This is a genomic window from Sphingomonas sp. Leaf343 (genome assembly GCF_001423765.1).
Taxonomy (GTDB): Bacteria; Pseudomonadota; Alphaproteobacteria; order Sphingomonadales; family Sphingomonadaceae; genus Sphingomonas.
This window is the reverse complement of the sequence record NZ_LMPG01000013.1, coordinates 275,691-294,166: the sequence shown is the minus strand read 5'-3', so window position 1 is coordinate 294,166 and position 18,476 is coordinate 275,691. Positions and strand designations below refer to the sequence as shown.

Annotated in this window: 15 protein-coding genes; 6 read left to right on the top strand and 9 right to left on the bottom strand. The window is 69.3% G+C overall.

Annotated elements, in window-relative coordinates; translation table 11 throughout:
- Positions 1 to 77 precede the first annotated feature (77 nt).
- The 5 genes from ASG07_RS12530 to ASG07_RS12510 form a co-directional block, all read right to left on the bottom strand.
- The gene (locus ASG07_RS12530; RefSeq protein ID WP_055846890.1) at positions 78 to 5,816 is read right to left on the bottom strand and encodes an alpha-2-macroglobulin family protein; all 5,739 of its coding nucleotides are present in this window, start codon (positions 5,814 to 5,816) and stop codon (positions 78 to 80) included.
- A 73-nt stretch (positions 5,817 to 5,889) separates the two neighbouring features.
- Positions 5,890 to 7,173 (bottom strand): Hsp70 family protein, encoded by a 1,284-nt coding sequence (locus tag ASG07_RS12525; protein ID WP_055846886.1) that lies wholly within the window; start codon positions 7,171 to 7,173, stop codon positions 5,890 to 5,892.
- A gap of 77 nt (positions 7,174 to 7,250) precedes the next feature.
- Complete coding sequence (locus ASG07_RS12520) at positions 7,251 to 8,069, bottom strand: transglutaminase-like domain-containing protein (RefSeq protein WP_055846884.1); 819 nt, start codon at positions 8,067 to 8,069, stop codon at positions 7,251 to 7,253.
- Between the two features lie 70 nt (positions 8,070 to 8,139).
- The gene (locus ASG07_RS12515) at positions 8,140 to 8,415 is read right to left on the bottom strand and encodes a hypothetical protein (protein ID WP_236694667.1); all 276 of its coding nucleotides are present in this window, start codon (positions 8,413 to 8,415) and stop codon (positions 8,140 to 8,142) included.
- Positions 8,416 to 8,420: 5 nt separating this feature from the next.
- Positions 8,421 to 8,819 carry a Dabb family protein gene (locus tag ASG07_RS12510; RefSeq protein ID WP_082474778.1) on the bottom strand — a complete coding sequence of 133 codons (399 nt, stop codon included), beginning with the start codon at positions 8,817 to 8,819 and terminating at the stop codon, positions 8,421 to 8,423.
- Positions 8,820 to 9,158: 339 nt separating this feature from the next.
- On the opposite strand from ASG07_RS12510, the gene ASG07_RS12505 reads away from it, so the two are divergent.
- The 3 genes from ASG07_RS12505 to ASG07_RS12495 are packed head-to-tail and all read left to right on the top strand — an operon-like array spanning position 9,159 to position 11,339.
- On the top strand, positions 9,159 to 10,169 hold the full coding sequence (locus ASG07_RS12505; protein ID WP_055846880.1) for a phosphatase PAP2 family protein: 1,011 nt from the start codon (positions 9,159 to 9,161) through the stop codon (positions 10,167 to 10,169).
- Positions 10,156 to 10,623: a sterol desaturase family protein gene (locus ASG07_RS12500; RefSeq protein WP_055846877.1), complete on the top strand. Its 468-nt coding sequence runs from the start codon at positions 10,156 to 10,158 to the stop codon at positions 10,621 to 10,623. Before ASG07_RS12505 ends, ASG07_RS12500 begins: the two co-directional genes overlap by 14 nt.
- Complete coding sequence (locus ASG07_RS12495) at positions 10,620 to 11,339, top strand: fatty acid desaturase (RefSeq protein WP_055846875.1); 720 nt, start codon at positions 10,620 to 10,622, stop codon at positions 11,337 to 11,339. The genes ASG07_RS12500 and ASG07_RS12495 overlap by 4 nt, the downstream gene beginning before the upstream one ends.
- On the opposite strand, the gene ASG07_RS12490 is transcribed toward ASG07_RS12495, so the two are convergent.
- Positions 11,323 to 12,567 (bottom strand): glycosyltransferase, encoded by a 1,245-nt coding sequence (locus tag ASG07_RS12490; RefSeq protein ID WP_055846872.1) that lies wholly within the window; start codon positions 12,565 to 12,567, stop codon positions 11,323 to 11,325. The two genes, ASG07_RS12495 and ASG07_RS12490, sit on opposite strands and share 17 nt — an antisense overlap.
- A gap of 267 nt (positions 12,568 to 12,834) precedes the next feature.
- On the opposite strand from ASG07_RS12490, the gene ASG07_RS12485 reads away from it, so the two are divergent.
- On the top strand, positions 12,835 to 13,845 hold the full coding sequence (locus ASG07_RS12485) for a lactonase family protein (RefSeq protein WP_055846868.1): 1,011 nt from the start codon (positions 12,835 to 12,837) through the stop codon (positions 13,843 to 13,845).
- An 8-nt stretch (positions 13,846 to 13,853) separates the two neighbouring features.
- Here ASG07_RS12485 and ASG07_RS12480 read toward each other — a convergent pair whose 3' ends face one another.
- Entirely contained in the window at positions 13,854 to 14,351 is a 498-nt protein-coding gene (locus tag ASG07_RS12480; protein ID WP_055846865.1) for a hypothetical protein, read from the bottom strand.
- A 75-nt stretch (positions 14,352 to 14,426) separates the two neighbouring features.
- Positions 14,427 to 14,888 carry a hypothetical protein gene (locus ASG07_RS17665; RefSeq protein ID WP_201781019.1) on the bottom strand — a complete coding sequence of 154 codons (462 nt, stop codon included), beginning with the start codon at positions 14,886 to 14,888 and terminating at the stop codon, positions 14,427 to 14,429.
- 58 nt (positions 14,889 to 14,946) lie between these two features.
- Here ASG07_RS17665 and ASG07_RS17660 point away from each other — a divergent pair, with 58 nt between their 5' ends.
- Positions 14,947 to 15,312 carry a hypothetical protein gene (locus ASG07_RS17660; RefSeq protein ID WP_055846857.1) on the top strand — a complete coding sequence of 122 codons (366 nt, stop codon included), beginning with the start codon at positions 14,947 to 14,949 and terminating at the stop codon, positions 15,310 to 15,312.
- A 31-nt stretch (positions 15,313 to 15,343) separates the two neighbouring features.
- Here ASG07_RS17660 and ASG07_RS12465 read toward each other — a convergent pair whose 3' ends face one another.
- Entirely contained in the window at positions 15,344 to 16,156 is an 813-nt protein-coding gene (locus tag ASG07_RS12465) for a hemerythrin domain-containing protein (RefSeq protein ID WP_201781018.1), read from the bottom strand.
- A gap of 205 nt (positions 16,157 to 16,361) precedes the next feature.
- Here ASG07_RS12465 and ASG07_RS12460 point away from each other — a divergent pair, with 205 nt between their 5' ends.
- On the top strand, positions 16,362 to 18,449 hold the full coding sequence (locus tag ASG07_RS12460; RefSeq protein WP_055846854.1) for a catalase: 2,088 nt from the start codon (positions 16,362 to 16,364) through the stop codon (positions 18,447 to 18,449).
- The last annotated feature ends 27 nt before the right edge of the window (positions 18,450 to 18,476 follow it).

Here is an 18,476-nt window from a genome sequence, read left to right as displayed (position 1 = left end):
CAGCCGATGCCGGACTGGTGCCTTCCGCCCCGCGTGCCGCATGACGTCGTTCACGCGCCCGGCATGACGCGGCACCGTCACCGCATCCCCACCACGACCGGCGCGTTCGGCACCGCCGCGCGGATCGCGGGGGAGTACATCGCCTCCACGCGGCTGGGTGGCAGGCCGAAGCGGCCCGCGCCGTTCAGGCGCACGGTGTAGGCGACCACGAACCGTCCGCGCGGGACCCACGCGAAATAGCCGCGCCATGCGTCGCGGCCGCGTTCGACGTACGACGGCTGGACGCCCTCTCCGTCGCCGCTCGCCTGCAACATCGCCGATTGCCCGCCGAGATCGCCGACGATCGTCGCGCCCGCCGGGATCGGGTCGCTGACGACGACCCAGTTGCGCTCCGCGGTGGCGTCGACCGTGATCGTCACCTTCAGCACGTCGCCACGCGTCAGCCGGCCGGGGTTGCGTGCCTGCACCGGCGTCACCTGCCGCGTCATGCGATAGCCGGCGGAAAGCGAGGTCCTGAGCGGGACGGCGGCGGACACCGATACCGTCGCCCATGGCCCCGCACCGCCGGCCTGCGCCATCCGGAGCGGCGTCGGTGCGGCCAGCAGCGGGAAGGACGCGCTGCGCTGGTCGCCCGCCAGCGGCCATCCCTTCGCGATCCGGCGCGTGCCGTACGCCAGCGTCGTCGTGCCCGTCACCGCCTCCGCCGGATAGAGCCCGCCGAACTTGCGCGCCGCGATCGTGCCCCACGCGTTCGCCGTCGTCGTATCCCAATGTCCGCGCGTCTGGCGCAGCGCGGTGCCGACCATCATCCGAGGCGCATCGTCCTGCCAGCCGGGGCGGCCGAGCGTCACCAGCGTCGCCTTGATCGTCGCCTCGTCGCCCGACGACATCAGCCACCACGACTGCGACGACTGATCCGACAGGTCGAGCCGCGTACCCTCGTAGACCAGCCGCGTCCGCAGCACGCGCTCGCCCTCCGCCTTCAGCGCCGGGCCGTTGGCGAGGCCGGGGATGCGGTCGAGTGCCGCGAGATAATCGGCCAGCGTCGCGGTCGGCATGTCGGCGGGCGGCATCCCGATCTGGCCGAGCATCGCCGGCGTCGCCGCCCCGACCCGCGCCAGCGCGGCGAGCGCCGCCACGCGTTGCAAGCGCACGTCGCCATAATCCTCGCGCCGCAACCGGCCGTCGAGCACCGCCTTCATCGCCTCGACCATCCGCGTCTTCGCCGCTTCGGGCAGCGCCAGCCCCGCCTCGCCGGTGATCGACAGCACGTATGCCGTCAGCGCCTCCGACCCGTTCATCGTGTCGCCGGGGAAGTAGCGCAGCAGGCCGTCGGGTGCCTGATAGGTCGGGATATCGCCCGCCAGCCGCGCCCAGCCCGCCGCATCCCCCAGCACGACGATCCGCGACAGCCGCTGTTCGAAGCAGTTGTACGGATACCCGCTCATGTAATCGCGCACGCCCTTCAGCGAGGGCACGAGGCTGTCGTCGAGGCGGATGTCGACGCTGCCCCGCCCCGGCAGCGCGCCCGCGGGCGGCCCGATCGGGATCATCGAATCCGCACCGACGCGCGCCAGCGTCGCCGCCCAGATTTCGACCGGCACCGCGGGCACCACGTCCTGCGTCACCGTGATCCGATCCGTCGCGCGGCCATCCGTTGTGCGTGCCCGCACCTGCCAGCGCAGCGACGCGACACCGTCCGGCGCGGTCAGGTTCCACGCGACCGGAGCGGCACCGCCCGCCGGGATCGTCACGGTCAGCGGCTTGCCCTGCGCCACGCGCGGGAAGATGTCGACGTTCGCCGTCACCGTCATCGGCTTCGCCGATCCGTTGCGCAGCGTGAAGGCGGCGGCATAGAGGTCGCCGGTCCGCACCAGCGGCGGCAGGCCGGCATAGATCGACAGGTCCTGCGCGGTACGGATATCCGCGCTGCCGGTGCCGAACAGCTGCGCGCCGTCCGTCGCGATCGCCACCAGTTTGAAAGACGACAGCGCGTCGGAGAGCGGCACGGCAACGCGTGCCTGCCCGCGCGCATCCAGCGCCACGCGCCCGCGCCACAGCAGCACGGGCTGGAAGTTCTCGCGGTTCAGCCCCGACATATCGCCGCCGCCACCGCCGCCCGCCTCCACCGCCTTGCGCCCGTAATGCCGCTTGCCGACGACCTGCATCTGCGCGGTCGCGGTCAGCACCGACAGCGGCCGCTCGCCCATTTGGGCGGTGAGCACGTCCCAGCTATCGTTCGGCGCAAGCTGCAACAGCGCCTGATCGACCGCGACGAACGCGACATCGGCGGTGCGCGCCGGCTGACCGTCCGGCGTGCGGACGCGGATCGCCACCTGCGCGGTGTCGCGCGGGGCGTAGCGGTCGCGATCCGCCTTGACGGCGACCTGCAACCGGTGCGCTTCCCACCCGACCTTCACCCTGGCGATGCCGATGCGGTAGGCGGGCTTGGCGAGATCGACCAGGGCGGTCGGCTCCGGCGCGTCGTCGGGCGTGTCCGACAGCCCCAGCGTACGGGCGATGCCGTGCAGCCAGCTCCAGAACCCGCTGGTCGTCCGACCGCGCACGACCATCACCGACACGAACACGTCGGGCGCATAGGCCCCCGTCATCGGCACCGACACCACGGGATCGGAGCCCGACAAATGCGTGACGAAGCTGGACAGCACGCCCTCGCGCTCCACCGTCACCAGCGCGGTCGCCTCGCGGAAGGGCATCCGCACCTGGAACCGTGCGGTTTCCCCGGAGGCGTAGGATTGTTGTTCGGGGACGAGGTCCATACGGTCGCCATTGTCGCCGCCGAACCACCAGTCCTCGTCGCCCGCCAGCCACACGCTGCGCACCGCGCGCGCCGTTCGCCCGTCGCCGTCGACCGTCGTCGCGACGGCGTAGATTTCGCCCGAGACGCCCGGATCGACCTTGCACTGGGCCAGTCCCTGCGCATCCGTCGTGGCGGTACAATCCGCGTCGATCTTCGTCGTGCGCATCTGGTTGTCATAGGCGTAGAACCCGCCGATCAGCCGCCGCCGCGCGGTCAGCACCTGTCGGCTGTACAGCGCGACCGAAATCTTCTGGCCCTTGATCGGCTTTCCGCCGGTATCGAGCGCGACGAAGCGCAGGCGCAGATCGTCTTTCTTCATCAGCCAGCCGTCGGTCTTCACGCCGAGCTGCACGCCCGACGCGAAGATCGGGATCGTGCGCGACGCGGTCAGCGTCTCTCCGTTCGCATCGCGGTAGTCCATCTCGACCTGCATGTCGGCATTGCCGTCGAGCGACTGCGGCACCTCGATCGTCTGCCGCGCGGTGCCGTCGCCGCCCAGCATCGCGGGCAGCGTCTGCGTCGGCGGCAGCTCGGTCCGCTCCTCCTCGCCGTCGCCGTCGAGCGCCTTGACGCCCTCGGTCACCGCACGCCCGCCAAAGGTGTAGCCGTCATACCCGTCGGGCGTGGCGCTGTGCGCGAACCAGCCGACGCGCAGGTCGACACCCAGATTGGACGCGCCGCCGCCCGACAGATAGCCGACGAACAGGTCGAGCGGCAGGCTGGCGGGACGGATCGCCGCCGTCTTTGGCCCGGTCATCGTCGCGCGCATCGTCGGCAGCTTGTATTCGTCGACGCGGAACGACTGGTCGATCGCGATCGATCGCCCCGCCGCCTCGATCGACAGGTCGTAATCGCCCATCGGCGCGCCCTGTGGCGTGGTCCACTGGTTCTCGCCGATGCCGTTCGCGTCGATCCGGAGCGGCAGTTCGAACTGCGTGTCCGACCCGCGATGCGTCAGCTTCAGCGTGCCGGTGACGCCGGGGGCCAGCGCGAAGCCGCTGCCGTTCGGACGCCGCAGGATGTGCTTCATATGCACCGTCTCGCCCTGCCGGACGAGCGCACGGTCGAACACGGTGTGGACCATCTCGCCACGCGCCGAATAGCCATAGGGCAGGTCGAAGTCGTAGGGGCGGATGCCCTCGCCCCATTCGGTCAGGGTGAAGCTGAAATCGCCGTCGCGGCGCGCCGACACCATCAGCGCGTGCGATCCGGTCTCGCTGGAACAGTCACTATAGGTTTCCGGCTCGGGCAGGCCGGCGGGTACGTACAGCCCGCCGCTGCGATCGGTCACGCCGCGCGCCAGCAGCCTGCCCGTGCAACTGTCGGTGACGCGCACCTCCGCATTGGCGGCGGGCTTGCCGTCCGACAATTGCGTCACCCACGCCAGACTGCGCTCGCGACCCCATTTGAAATGCACCGCCATGTCGGTGACCAGCGCCGCGCTGGCGACGTAACGCGGCACGTCGCGCCCGAGCAGCGCGCGGCCCAGCACCGGGCTGGCGAGTTCGACGACGTAGAAGCCGGGTTTGGCGAGGGGGATGCCGACGACCTCGAAATCCTTGCCCTTGCCCGGCAGCGCGACGGTCATCGCCGCACCCGAGCCGGCGGTCAGGATCGGCTTTTCGCCGGTGTGGTTGACGCGGATCGTCTCGCCGCCGCGCTCGACCTCCTGAATATCGGTGTCGTCGGCGGTGTCGACGGTGCGCAGCCATCTGGCGACGTCGCCGTCCGAGCCGTCGACGCGGATCGTCTGGCCGCTCACGGCCAGCCTCCGGCCCTGCAATGCCGGCTCGACGTTGCGGACCGTCACTGGCAGCACGCCACCCTGCTTCGCCTCCAGAATGCCGAAGCCCGCGGCGAACTTCACGAGCGGCGGCGCGACGTCGAACCGCAGGTCGAGCGGGAAGCGCTCGGCGTTCGCCAGAATACGCCCGCTCTCGTCCCTGATCCCGGCGGGCAGGAGCAGCGTGCCCGTGGTGCCGAACGGCAGCGGGCTGGCGAAGGTCACGTCCGATGTCATCGCCCTCTTGCGATCGTCGTCGTCGAAGGTCGGCGCGATCGTCTTGCCGTCCGGCGTCCGGATGCGGATCGTCGCCGCCTGGCTCATCGGCACGGGCGCGGTGAAGCGGACATACGCCTTCTCGACCGGGCTGCACCCCGCCTGCGGATTGACGCGCGAACATTCGAACCGTGCAGTAAAAGGCTGGCGCACGGTATAGTCGAAACGCTGGTCCGCGCCCGCCAGCTTGCCGCCCGCGCCGGCGATGTTCGCGCCCCAGACCAAAGCCACGTCGCGACCGGGTGGCAGCGGCCGGCGGCATTTCAGCGCGGTGACGGTCGACAGCATCCGCTGGCGATCCGGCGCGGCGGCGGGGATCGTGACCGGCAGGCCCGCGCTTTCGAGGAAGCTGCGCACCTCCCACTGGGCGGTGCCCATCTTCGCCAGCAATTCGCCCGCGAGGCTGGCGGGCAGCACGTCGACCGCGATCCGTTCGCCGATCCCGTCGACGGCGCAATACGCATTGGCGGCGACCGAGGCGGGTGTCGCGGCCATGTTCGCCGCGACGAGGAACACCTGATCCTCCTCGATGTCGCGGCCCTGACCCGGCAGCACCGCGCGCGCCACCGGCCCGCCCGCGTCGATCCGGAAGCTCTGCTGGTCGGCCAGCGCATAGCCGCTCGCGCTTTTCAGGCCGTCACGCGTCTTCGCCTGACATTCGGTGCCGCCGGGCAGGGGGCTCGCAAACTCCCAGACATAGGTCTGCTGGTCGACCCAGCGTCCCTCGCCGCCCACCGCGCATTCCACCACCAGCGGCCCCGCGGCCCGTGGATCGCCGAGCGCGACCATCGGCTGGCTGAACCGGATCGTGAACCGCTCGATCGAGCCGCCGCCGATCCCCGGCGTCGCGAGCACCACCTGCGGCGCGCTGTCGCCGGCCGCCGCGAGGGGGGCGAGCGCGAGGGCCAGCAGCGCCAGTCGAACCGTCAGCCTCATCGTGTCGCATCCCCGCCCGTCGCGCAGACGCTACCCCCGCCCGCGCAAGAGTCCAGCGGGATGCGACGGGCGGTCAGGCGGTCCAGGGAGAGACGTCGTCCGCCTGCGCGATCAGCGCCAGACCATAAGCGATCGAGGTCAGCTCGCCGCCCGACATGATGCGTCCGGCGCCGAACCGCGCCTCGAACACCTGGCGCACGGCGGGGACCAGCGACGTGCCGCCGGTCAGGAAGACGCGGTCGATCTGCCGTTCGGTCACGCCCGCATTCGCCAGCGCCTGATCGACGGTCGCGGCGATGCGGGCGATGTCGTCGGCGATCCACCCCTCGAACTCGGCACGCGCGACGTCGCGCTCGATCACGATGTCCGCGCCGGCGAAGCGGAAGGTCGCGTGGTCCGCCGTCGACAAGGTGCGCTTCAGCCGGCCGACCGCGTCGTAGAGCGGGAAGCCGAGTTCGCCCTCGATCAGGGCGATCATGCGGCCGATCGCGTCCGGATCGACCGCGCTGCGCCGCAGCCGGTCGAGTTCGGCCAGCGTCCTGCGGTTGCGCATCAGCGCGAGCTTCGACCAGTCGGCGAAGTCCGCGAAATAGCCGCCGGGTATCTCCAGTATCTTGTCGAACGACCGATAGCTGCCACCCTTGCCGAGCAGGGGCAGCACCAGTCGATCGACGATGCGCTGGTCCAGCCGGTCGCCAGCGATGCCGATGCCGGCATGGCCGAGCGGGATGCAGCGTCGCGCCGCCCCCGGTTCCGCGACGCTGACGATGGAGAAATCGCTGGTGCCGCCGCCGAAATCGGCGACCAGCAGCGTCGCCGGCTCGGTCAGGCGGGCGGCATGGCCGAACGCCGCCGCCAGCGGTTCGTAGACATAGTGGACCTCGCCCGCGAACCCGTCGAACATGCCGTCGTAACGCTGGCGCGCCAGTCCCTCGTCGGGGCGCGACCCAGCGTAGCGGACGGGCCGGCCGACGACGACCCGGTCGAGCCGGTCGAGCGCGCCGCCCGCCTGCGCGGCGAAGCGCTGGAGGAACAGGCGGCCCAGCTCCTCGAACCGATATCGCTTTTCGAACACCGGCGCGGTGTCGAACGAGGCGCTGGCGGCGACCGACTTGAACGACTGGAGGAAGCGGCTGTCGCCCGGATACTCCAGATATTCGCGGATCGCCGCCGGCCCGGCCTCCACCGCGATGCCGCCGCGGACATCCTCGTCGTGCCAGAAACACAGGGCCGAGCGGAAGACTTCGCCGTCGGGGCCGTCCAGTGTCACCAGTCGGGGGTCGCCGGCGCGATCGGCAAGGGCGGCGACGCTGTTCGTCGTCCCGAAATCGATTCCGGCGGCTCGCATCGTCGTCATCGGTGGCAATCCGGCAGCATCAGGGAAGGCGCGCTATGTCGCGGCGGGCGCGCCCGGACAAGCGGCGACGCAACCGTTCAGGCCGCGGGCAGCGACTGCAACGTATCGGAGATGCGTTGTCGTAGCTCCGGCTCGCGCGTGATCTCCAGCATCGCGCTCAGGCTGCGGCGGGCGGCGGGTACGTCGCCGTCGACCAGTTCCAGCCGCGCCTGTTCCCACCACGCATGACCATAGGCCGGGGCCATCAGCGTCATGCGGCGATAGAGATGAAGCGCACGGCGCCCCTTGCCGCCACGTTCGGCGCGGGTCGCCTGGTTCAGGAGCAGGCGGATCAGGACGGCCCGGTTGGGCATCGTGCCGACGGTCGGCGCGCCCGACGCGCGCCCGTTGCCGAACGCGGTCAGCAACGCCGCAAGCTGTTCCGCCCCGACGCGCGCGCCGCCATGAAAGGGATCGACGATCACCGGCGCGTCATCGCCCGGCGCGCCGTCGCCCGCGATCAGCACCAGCACATGGCCGGGCAGATCGAGCAGATCGGCCCGCCAGCCAACGCGCCGCGCCGCAGCGACATGGAGGATCGACAGGCTGACCGGCAGGCCGCGCCGGCGATCGATCACCCGGATCAGGTCGGCATTGTCGGGATCGTCATAGCTGTCCTGATCGCCGATGAAGCCGAACTCGCCGGCCAGGACGGAGGCGAGCGCCGCCGCCCGGTCTTCCGCCGTCGCCGCATCGCCACCGACCGCGTCCAGCCGGACCGCGATGTCGGCCAGCAGGTCGCGATAGGGTTCCAGATCGGTATCCGGATGATCGAGCAGCGCCAGCGTCAGCGCCGCCTCGTCCAGCACGATATCCTCTTCGTCGACCAGCCCCAGCCGGATCAGTTCCTCGCTCATGCTATCAAGATGGGGCGGCGGCGAGCCTGTGCAAACCGCCACGCTGGCGCCTGGGGTCCACACGGGGGGATCAGAGGCCGATCCGGTCGAGCGCCGACGCCAGTTCGGTGCTCATCGCCTCGTCTTCCCCGGCGGGGGTCATCCGGTTGAGCACGGTCCGGACGCGCTTTTGCGCCACGTCCATCATCTTGCGCCGCACCTCCCGCGTGGCGTTGGTGCGCCACGACGGGCTTTCGCCGACCAGGGCGGCCCATTTCGCCTCCTCCGCCGCCATGATCGCCAAGGCGAGGCGCAGGCCGTCGCGGCGGCCATGTTCATAGTCTGCGGACGTCGGGTCTTTGGGCACGACGGTCAGACGTCGACGCTGTCATAGACGACGACGCGGTCCCACAGGTCCCCGCATTCCGCCACGAAGCGCTTGTGGATGGGATGTTCCTGATACCGGCCCTGATCCTGAACCGTGTCGAAGATCATCAGTTCGGACACGTCGTAGCTGCTGTCGACCACGGAACGCTTCTCCGTCGCGGCAGGCACGCCGATGCGCAGTTCGCGGATTTCGGGGATGTCACGCAACGTCTTCAGCCCGGCGATCAGCCGGGGCGCGTCGGCGGGGTCCTTCAGCCAGAAGAAGACGTGGTGGACGATCTGCTTGCGCGGGTTCGCCCGGCCGGCGGCGATCGCCCGGCCGGTCAGGATGGTCAGGCCCGACAGCGTGAGCAGCCCTATCCAGCGTCGACGGTCCACCACCATGATAATCCTTTCGCGTGTGCGTTCCGACGATGCCGCCCGCCGTCCGATCGCGCAACCGCTGGCGAGCCGTTCGGGTCGACGGCGTCACGCCTTGCGACGGATCGCCCAGATCAGGCCGGAAACGCTGCTGACCAGTGCGGCCAGCGCCATCAGCATCGGTGCGTCGAGATTCGTCATGATCCACCTCCCGATCCCGGGCATGACAGCGATAATCGTTGTAGGACAGCGCGTTATGTCTATCGATCGGCGAGAGATGCAGTTTGATGGAATGGGTCGTCCGACCGAAGTGCCCGCCGCTGCGTCATCGGCACCGGTCGCAACGTGCGGCGTTGAGCGCCCGTGAGACATGCGAACGAGACGGCGGATACCGCATCCTGGTGGCTGATCGTCGCGATGGCCGGGGCGTGCCTGATCGCGTGTCGCGGACTCGGGTTCCGCATCGATGCCGCGCGCGCGATCGTGCCGGCCGCGGCGATCGGCCTGCTATGGGCGGGTGCGGTTCTGGGGCGAACGCGCGGGCGGCCGCGGCTGGCGGCGGGGGCGACGGCGTTCCTGCTGATGACGTCGTTCACGATCATCGGCGTCGTCCTGTCCTATGCCCTCGCCGCACGCGCCGGGCCGTTATGGGACGGGCGACTGGCGGCGGCGGATGTCCGGCTCGGCTTCGAATGGCCGGCGGTGTTCGACGCGCTCGACGGTCATCCGGTCGCGTTGTGGGTGGGCGGTGTGGCCTATCACAGCCTGACGGTGCAGATGATCGTCTGTATCGTCGTGCTGAGTGCGGTCGGCCGGTTCGACGCGCTGCGGATCGCGGTGGCGGCGGCGATCGTCGGCGGGTTCGCAACCATCCTGATCTCCGGCGCGATGCCCGCCATGGGCAACGTCTTCGACCCGGCCGGGTATCGTCGGCTCTGGCCATCGGTCGCGTGGATGGAGCGGGCGATGATTGTCGGCCTGCGCGACGGATCGTGGCGGACGCTGGACCTGACGCAGTTGATGGGGATCGTCACCTTTCCCAGTTTTCATGCCACGTTGCCGATCATCCTCGCCCGGGCACAACGGGACGTGCCGGTCTGGCGGATCGTCGCGCCGGTGTGGGCGGGGGTGACGATCGTCGCCACGCCGGTGTTCGGCGGGCATTACGGCGTCGACGTGCTGGCGGGGATCGCCATCGCGCCGCCGGCGATCGTCGCGGGGGCTTATATCGTCCGGGTGCGGGCAGCGGCGCAGCGACCTATATTCGGGGATGCGGTAACCCCGATCACAGGTCCGGCCGCCGGGTTGCGGTTGGCGGGGCGCGGCCGGCGGCGTACAGCGACCGGGTCTGGAGTAGGCGATGACGTGGTTTGAGAAGCTGGCGCTGGTGGTCGGCATGGTGGTCTTCATGGAGTGTTTCGCCTGGGCGACGCACAAATACGTGATGCACGGCTGGGGCTGGGGCTGGCACCGGTCGCATCACGAGCCGCACGAGGGCGCGTTCGAGAAGAACGACCTCTACGCCGTTACCTTCGCGGTCATCGTCGTCGGCTTGTTCGTGGCGGGCATGTGGTGGGAGCCGTTGTGGTGGGCGGCGCTGGGCATCACCATTTACGGCGGCATCTATGCGTTCGTGCACGACATGATGGTCCACCAGCGTTTCGGCATGCGCTGGGTCCCGCGTCGCGGCTATTCCAAGCGGCTGTTGCAGGCGCATCGCTTGCACCACGCGGTCAAGGGCAAGGACGGCGGCGTCAGCTTCGGGTTTCTGTTCGCGCCGGACCCGGCGAAGCTGAAGCGGAAGCTGTCGGAGCGCGTGGAGCGGTGACGGGCAAGGGGTCAGACGGGCGCACCAGCATCCTGCTCGCCGCGGCGATCGGGGGCGCGTGGCTGGCGATCCACATCGGCGGCATCTTCCTGTGGGAATGGCGCTGGACGACCGCGCCGGTCGCGCTGGTGCTGATCGTCGTGCAGGCGTGGCTGAGCACCGGGCTGTTCATCGTCGCGCACGACTGCATGCACGGTTCGTTCGCGCCCGGCCGGCGGGGCTGGAACACAGTGGTCGGGACGCTGTGCCTCGCGGCGTATGCGGGGCTGTCCTACGGTGCGCTCTATCCCAAGCATCACGCGCATCACGCCGCGCCGGGTACGGCCGACGACCCCGATTTCCATGCGGGCGCTCCGCGACAGGCGTTGCCGTGGTTCGTGCACTTCTTTCGCGGCTATTACACGCACGGCCAGATCCTGAGGATCACCGTGGCGGCTGTCGCCTATATGCTGTTGGGCGCATCGCTCATCAACATCGTCGCCTTCTGGGCGGTGCCGGCGCTGCTGGCGCTGGCGCAACTGTTCGTGTTCGGCACCTATCTGCCGCACCGCCACGACGACACGCCGTTCGCCGACACGCACAACGCCCGCAGCAATTCGCTGTCGCCGCTGGCGTCGCTGGTGACCTGTTTCCATTTCGGGGCCTATCACCACGAACATCATCTGAAGCCGCAGACGCCGTGGTGGCGGCTGCCCCGTCTTACGCGCGCAGGATGAACCCGGCGCTGACGGCGGCGGCAGCAGCCGGGGCACCGCCGGCCGTCGCGATCTCCCCGGACAGGCGCCGCGCCGCGGCGCGGTAGTGCGGCGATCCGATCACGTCGGCCAGCGCGGTGGCGATGTCCCTGGCCGACGCCCGTGTCGGAGAGACGATGCGCCCCGCGCCGAGATGCGCGACGCGCGCGGCGGTGCCGGGCTGTTCGAACGCGATCGGCAGCACGATCATCGGCACGCCGGCGGCCAGCGCATCGAGCACCGAATTGAAGCCGCCGTGCAGCACCGCCGCCGCACTGTGGCGCAGGACCGCCCGTTGCGGCCAGAAGGCGCGCACCAGCGGATCGCCCGGCAGCGTCGCTTCCTCCTCCGCCGACAGGCCGCCGCCATGCGCGATCACCGCGCGCGCGCCGATCCGCGCACAGGCATCGGCGATCTTCGCGAACACCGCCCGGCGCGACCCCTGCAACGTGCCGAGCGAGCAGAAGACCAGCGGCCGGCCATCGTCGGGCAGCACGACTTCTTCGTCATCCTCTGCCCGCCAGGGGCCGCCATACCGGAAACCGGGGGGCAGCGCGGTGCGCGGATAATCCAGACTGCGCGGGCATTGCGCGATCTGAAGGGTGTCGCGTTCGTCCGTTTCCGCGAGTCTCCACGCGCGCCGCCTTTCCTCCAGCACCTGCGTGATCGGGCGGAGCAGCAGGTCGGATATCGTGTACCCCGCCCAATTGCGATGGCGGCCCCACGGGTCGGTCCGGTAACGCCAGCCGACGAAAGGCGGCGGAACGGCGGTTTCGCGCAGCAGCGGCAGGCCGGTCACGCTGATGACATGCGGGATGCCGAGCCGTGCGGCGATCAGCGGACCCGCCGGTTCCGCGGCATCGGCGATCACCGCGTCGGCGCCGATCCGCTCCAGCACCGCCGGCGCCTCGTCCAGCAGCAGGCGGGTCAGGCCGGCGGTGGCGCGGATCATCCGCATCAAGCCCGCCGGACCGGTCGGATCGGCCAGCCGCTTCAGATAGGCGGCGAGGGCGATCGATGTCGGGAGCGGCGCGAAGCCGATCCGGTCGTCGGCGATATGCGCGGCCACATCGCCGCCATGCACGAACGTCACCCGGTGGCCGAGCGCGATCAGCTCGCCGCCCAGCACCTGCAACGGGTTGAGGTGACCCGCCGTCGGCGGCGAGACGATCGCGACGTGCCGCCGGGCAGGTGTGACCGGTGCGCGCATGGGCCGGACCGTGACGTCGTCGCTATCGGACCGGGGCGGACGGCTGGCAAAAATCGATCATACTCGCGCGGACATGACCTCGCCGCGCTATCACGATCGTCATGATGCCCCGCTGATCTCGATCAGGGGGCGGCATGTTTCAGTCGCGAGTGCCCTCGTCGTAATCACCAGCATTAGCAAGGAGGTGAGGTGGTGAGCCGGATAGCCGATCCTTTTCATGGCATCCGTCCTGCGGCGGGGGCATGCGACGTCGGCAGGAGGACGGACATGACGATGCTGATCGCAGGGGGCTATGCAGGCACAGGGGCGCGCGGCCTGTATCCGCTGGACCTGACCGCTGGCGTGCTGCGCGTCGGCGACCCGATCGCGCCGGTCGTCAACGTCTCCGCCGGGGTGGCCGTGCCGGGAACGCGGCGCTGGTTCGTCGTGGACGAGGCGGCGGGACGGATCGTCGCGCTGGACGCGGCGACGGGGTGGCAGCCGTCGGTGTCGTTCGGGTCGGGTGGGATCGATCCCTGCCACCTCGCGCTCGATGCGTCCGCAGGGTTGTTGGCGGTGGCGAATTATGGCGACGGGGCGGTCGCGCTGTTCCGGATCGATCCGGACACCGGTCGCCCGTCGGGTGCGCCCGCCATCCATCGTCATCGCGGCAGCGGCCCGGTTAAGGATCGTCAGGCGGGGCCGCATGCGCACTGGGTGGGGTTCGACCCTGCCGGGCGGCTTTATGCGGTCGATCTGGGTGCGGATCGCATCCTGTTATTCCATCCGCGGCAAGGCGCGCTGGGCGAACCTGTCGTCGCGCATGTCGCGCCGCCGGGTTCAGGGCCGCGCCAGCTTGCGTTCCACCCGTCGCGGCCGGTCGCCTATCTGCTCTGCGAGCTCGCCTCGACGCTGACGGTGCTGCGGGTCGGCGGACGTGGCATGCTGACGGCGGAGCGGACATGGCCGATGCTGCCCGCCGGGACGACGGTCGAGAGCCTGGGCGGGGCGATCGTGCTGAATGACGCGGGGACGCGCCTCCATGTCAGCAATCGCGGCCATGACAGCATCGCGACCTTCGCGCTCGACGCGTCCGGCGATGCGACGCCGCTGGGGCATGTGCCGACCGGCGGCCGCTCGCCGCGCTTTCTGCTGGTGGCGGACGAGCATCTGCTGGTCGCGCACGAGCAGGCGGGTGGCGTCACGCTGTTGCCGCTGGATGCCGGGGGAATACCCCAGCCGCCGGCCGGCCGCGCCGATGTGCCGGGCGCGTGTTTTCTGGGCTTGCTGTCGCCCTGAGACGGCGTTCAGCCGGGATGATGCTTCCGCGCGCCGGGTTCGGGCAACCCCAGACTCCAGACGTCCGGCGCAGCATCGGCGGCCTCGCCCAGTGCATCCGCGATCGCCTCCACGACCTGAAAACCGGCGCAGGGGTCCAGCATGCAGCGGAGGCGGTTGAGCGGACTGCCGGGGTCGAGGCGGGCGGGGCCGACGACGATCACGTGCACGCCGCGTTCGATCGCGGTGTCGATCGCCGCGGCGAGCCCGCGACCCGGCAGCGCGTGACTGACGGCGAGCGCCGCCGGTGTCTCGCGATCGAGCAGCCTTTCCAGCGCCCGGACGTCCCTTGCGGTGCCCGCGACGCATCCGCCTGCCGCCGCGATGGCATTGCCGAGATAGGTCGAGCGGAAGTCGTTGCCGACCGCCAGCGCGACGGGCGTACCGTTCAGGCGATCGCGACGCATGGCGTGCTCGACCGCAGGCAGCGGTGCGGTGGATTGATGCGTCGATAGCGTCCGGTTCACGGGTCTTGCCTCTCGTTCCTCTATGACGAAGTACCCTCTACCTTTTGCCCGGCCATGTCCTTGATCGCGCTCAGTTTATCCGGGTTCTGACCGCACGCCGGGGGCGTCGCGTCGTGCCGCACGACGTTCTGCATAACGCGGATCAGATGCCGGAACCGTGATCCGGTCTGCCGATTTTCCGATCGTCATAAAGGCTGGATTATCAATATGTTGATCTTGATGAAGTCGGATAGCGACAGCGGAGAAACCGGGGATCGGGAACGCTGGTTCTCGCCCGATCGCCGGGGTGCGTTGCTGACGGTGCTGCGCCTGCTCCGTGCCCGCGACTATGCGTTCGTCACGGCGACGCCGGCGACGCACGCGCGCGTCGTCCGGCGTCCGACCCGGCGGGCGGCGACGGATCTCCGCGACGTGCTCGGCTGGAGCCTGCCGTTCGAACGCGAAATGCTCGACGCGGAGCGTCGCGGCACGGGAGACAGGCGATCCGCATCTGACGCTTGCCGACATCAATCCCAAGGCGCTGTTCCTGTCGAGCATCAACGCGGAGTTCGCCGGCATCGATCACGGCACCATGCGCGCGAGCCGGCCGGGCTAGGTGCCGGGACATTACGATCTGGTCGTCACGCATCCGCCGTTCATGATCGATGAGGGGCAGCGTGCGTACCGGGACGGCGGCGACCTTTACGGTGCACGCCTGTCGCTGGAATGGGTGGCGCAGGCGATCGACCTGCTCGCGCCCGGTGGCCGGCTGATCCTGCATACCGGCGTATCGATCGTCGGCGGGCGCGACGTCCTTCTCGACGCCTTGCACGAGCGGCTGCCGACGAACGGACTGAGCCTGGAGTATCGCGAGCTCGACCCCGACATCTTCGGCGAGGATCTGGACCAGCCGGGCTATGCCGAGGTCGAGCGGATCGCGGCGGTGGGCCTCGTGATCCGTCGCGTGGACGAGCCGGACTGATCCGGCTTCATCCTGCTGGACGTCTTCGCAATCAGGCCAGCTTCAGCCCTTCGCGGTGCATCAGTCTGGTCAAATGGCGGTTCTGCGCCTCGTCCAGCGTCCGGCGCATACGGGGGAACAGATCGTCCTCCTCCTCGCGCATGTGCTTTTCGATCCACGCGCGGAATTCCTTCAGCTTGGGCAGCCACGCGGGATCGTTGCGCGGCATCTCTCCCAGATCGAAGAAATACTGCTTCACGTAACCATGTTCGTGATTCAGGTGATCGGCCGCCTCCGCCATCTGGAGGTCGCGCATCATCGCATAGACGCTGTTCTCCTCCTGAAACGCGTGTTTGCCGATCGCGTGCTTCAGCGTCGTCAGCAACGTCGTGCGCGTCCCCGGCTGGTCGTCGCCGGTCGCCTCGATCTGGTCGAAGATCGCCAGCGCCGCCCTGTGTTCGGCGGCCAGCGCCCGATCCCAGCTTCCCGCCAGAACGGACGGAGCCTGCACCACCGCCTTTCGCAAGAGGTTCGCGAGCAGCCCCGCGCCGACGCCGGCGGCGATACCGATCGCCACGTCCCGGCCCAGCCCGGCCGATCGACCGGTGGCGTCGGTACGATCGCGCAAGGCGCCCGCCTCGACCTCCGTCGCGGCACCGCCGCCGCCGCCGATATCGCGCGTCGCCTCCGCGAAGGCCACGCCCGAGCTTTCCTCGACGAAGACGACGCGGTCGTCCCCCGTCTTCACCGGATGGCCATAGCCGGGATCGTCGACGCGGTGGTCGCCGGTGTCGACCTCCCGCGTGGCGTTACCCTGCTTGTCGTCGGGTTCGGGGGTTCCATAAAGATGGGGTGCGTCGGCCATCGGATTCGTCCTGCGCGATTGGATCGTCTTCCGGCAACCCGCCGCATCCGACGCGGTTCCGCCATATGATCTGCATTATCAATGTCTTGGGACAATTTCGGCTGCGAGTTGACGACCGGCGGCGGGGGCGGTCCGATATCTCGCCACGGCTGCAACTCCCGCATCTTATCAAGGGTTAGTCCCTCGCACCCAGCCAAGGATTCCCATGACAGATCATTCCACCCTGAACGCCGGCAACGGCGGCGAGACGCATCAGACGACCGATGCCGATTATCCGGTGCTGACCACCAACCACGGCATGCCGATCAGCGACAATCAGAACCAGCTGAAGGCGGGCGCGCGTGGCCCGGTGCTGCTGGAGGACGAGGTCTATCGCGAGAAGATCAACCATTTCGATCACGAGCGCATCCCGGAGCGGATCGTCCATGCGCGTGGGAGCGCGGCGCACGGCTATTTCGAGTGCACCGAGAGTCTGGCCGACATCACCGTCGCCGACCTGTTCCAGAAGAAGGGGCAGCGGACCGAGGTGTTCACCCGCTTCTCGACCGTCGCGGGCGGTGCCGGGTCGGTCGATACGCCGCGCGACGTGCGTGGCTTTGCGGTGAAGTTCTACACGCGGCAGGGCAATTGGGACCTCGTCGGCAACAACATCCCGGTGTTCTTCATTCAGGACGCGATCAAGTTCCCCGACCTGATCCACGCCGCCAAGATGGAGGCGGATCGCGGCTATCCGCAGGCGGCGACCGCGCACGACACGTTCTGGGACTTCATCAGCCTGATGCCGGAATCGACCCACATGATTATGTGGGCGATGTCGGACCGCACGCTGCCGCGCACCTTCGCCAACATGGAGGGGTTCGGCGTCCACACCTTCCGCTTCATCAACAAGGAGGGGAAGTCGACCTTCGTCAAGTTCCACTGGAAGCCGAAGGCGGGGCTCGCCTCGACGATCTGGGACGAGACGGTGAAGATCGCGGGGGCCGATCCCGATTTCCAGCGCCGCGACCTGTTCGAGAGCATCGATCGCGGCGACTTCCCGACGTGGGAGCTGGGCGTCCAGCTGTTCGACGAGGAGTTCGCCAACAGCCAGCCGTACGACGTGCTCGACGCCACCAAGATCATCCCGGAGGAAGTGCTGCCGGTGAAGATCGTCGGGCGGATGGTGCTCGATCGTTATCCGGACAATTTCTTTGCAGAGACCGAGCAGGCGGCGTTCGTGCCGAGCCACGTCGTGCCGGGCATCGGCTTCTCGAACGATCCGTTGTTGCAGGGGCGGCTGTTCAGCTACACCGATACGCAATTGTCGCGGCTGGGGTCGGTCAATTTCCATCAGTTGCCGATCAACGCGGCCAAGGGGCGTACGGCGGCGGCGGGGTGTCCGTTCCTGAACCAGCAGCGCGACGGGCACATGCAGATGGCGGTGCCCAAGGGGCGGGCGAATTACGAGCCGAACAGCCTCGCCAAGGCGGGCGAGGAGGCCGGCGCGCGCGAGGACCCGGAGGGTGGTTACAAGACCTTCCCCTCGGAGGAGCAGGGGCAGAAGCTGCGCATCCGGCCGGAGAGTTTCGCGGACCATTATAGTCAGGCGCGGCTGTTCTTCCGGTCGATGGACCCGGCGGAACAGGCGCACATCGCCTCGGCGCTGGTGTTCGAGCTGTCGAAGGTGAGCCTGGAGCATATCCGTATCGCGGTGATGGCGAATTTGCGGAACGTCGACGAATCGCTGGCGCAGCGGGTTGCCGATGGGCTGGCGATGGACTTGCCGGAGGCGTCGCCGACCGCGGGGCCGGTGATCGACATGGACCCGTCGCCGGCGCTGCGGATCATCCGCGGGCCGCTGGAGAAGCATACGCTGGAGGGCCGGACGGTCGGCATCCTGTTCGCGGACGGCAGCGATGCGGCGGCGCTTGCGGGGCTGACGTCGGGGATCGCGGCGGCGGGCGGGGTGGCGAAGCTGATCGCGCCCAAGGTAGGCAAGGTGCCGCTGTCGGACGGGTCGTTCGTCGCGGCGGATGCGCAGCTGTTCGGCCAGCCGTCGGTGACGGTGGATGCCTGCGCGGTGATCCTGTCGGAGGCTGCCACGGCGAAGCTCGTCAGGGAGGGCGCGGCGGTGCAATGGGTGATGGACGCGTTCGGGCATCTGAAGGCGATCGGCTTCAATGCGGAGGCCAAGCCGCTGCTCGACAAGGCCGGAGTCGAGGCGGACGAGGGCGTGGTCGATCTGGACGGGTTCGTCGAAGCGGCGAAGAAGCGGTACTGGGATCGCGAGCCGCAGGTGCGCACGCTGGCCTGACGCGATACCGGATGACCGTCCGTTGGC

Excerpts from the sequence above, each read along its gene's own strand:
- ASG07_RS12530 (WP_055846890.1), bottom strand. The coding sequence starts at position 5,816 with ATGAGGCTGACGGTTCGACTGGCGCTGCTGGCCCTCGCGCTCGCCCCC.
- ASG07_RS12525 (WP_055846886.1), bottom strand. The coding sequence starts at position 7,173 with ATGACGACGATGCGAGCCGCCGGAATCGATTTCGGGACGACGAACAGC.
- ASG07_RS12520 (WP_055846884.1), bottom strand. The coding sequence starts at position 8,069 with ATGAGCGAGGAACTGATCCGGCTGGGGCTGGTCGACGAAGAGGATATC.
- ASG07_RS12510 (WP_082474778.1), bottom strand. The coding sequence starts at position 8,819 with ATGGTGGTGGACCGTCGACGCTGGATAGGGCTGCTCACGCTGTCGGGC.
- ASG07_RS12500 (WP_055846877.1), top strand. The coding sequence starts at position 10,156 with ATGACGTGGTTTGAGAAGCTGGCGCTGGTGGTCGGCATGGTGGTCTTC.
- ASG07_RS12490 (WP_055846872.1), bottom strand. The coding sequence starts at position 12,567 with ATGCGCGCACCGGTCACACCTGCCCGGCGGCACGTCGCGATCGTCTCG.
- ASG07_RS12485 (WP_055846868.1), top strand. The coding sequence starts at position 12,835 with ATGACGATGCTGATCGCAGGGGGCTATGCAGGCACAGGGGCGCGCGGC.
- ASG07_RS17665 (WP_201781019.1), bottom strand. The coding sequence starts at position 14,888 with ATGCTCGACAGGAACAGCGCCTTGGGATTGATGTCGGCAAGCGTCAGA.
- ASG07_RS12465 (WP_201781018.1), bottom strand. The coding sequence starts at position 16,156 with ATGGCCGACGCACCCCATCTTTATGGAACCCCCGAACCCGACGACAAG.
- ASG07_RS12460 (WP_055846854.1), top strand. The coding sequence starts at position 16,362 with ATGACAGATCATTCCACCCTGAACGCCGGCAACGGCGGCGAGACGCAT.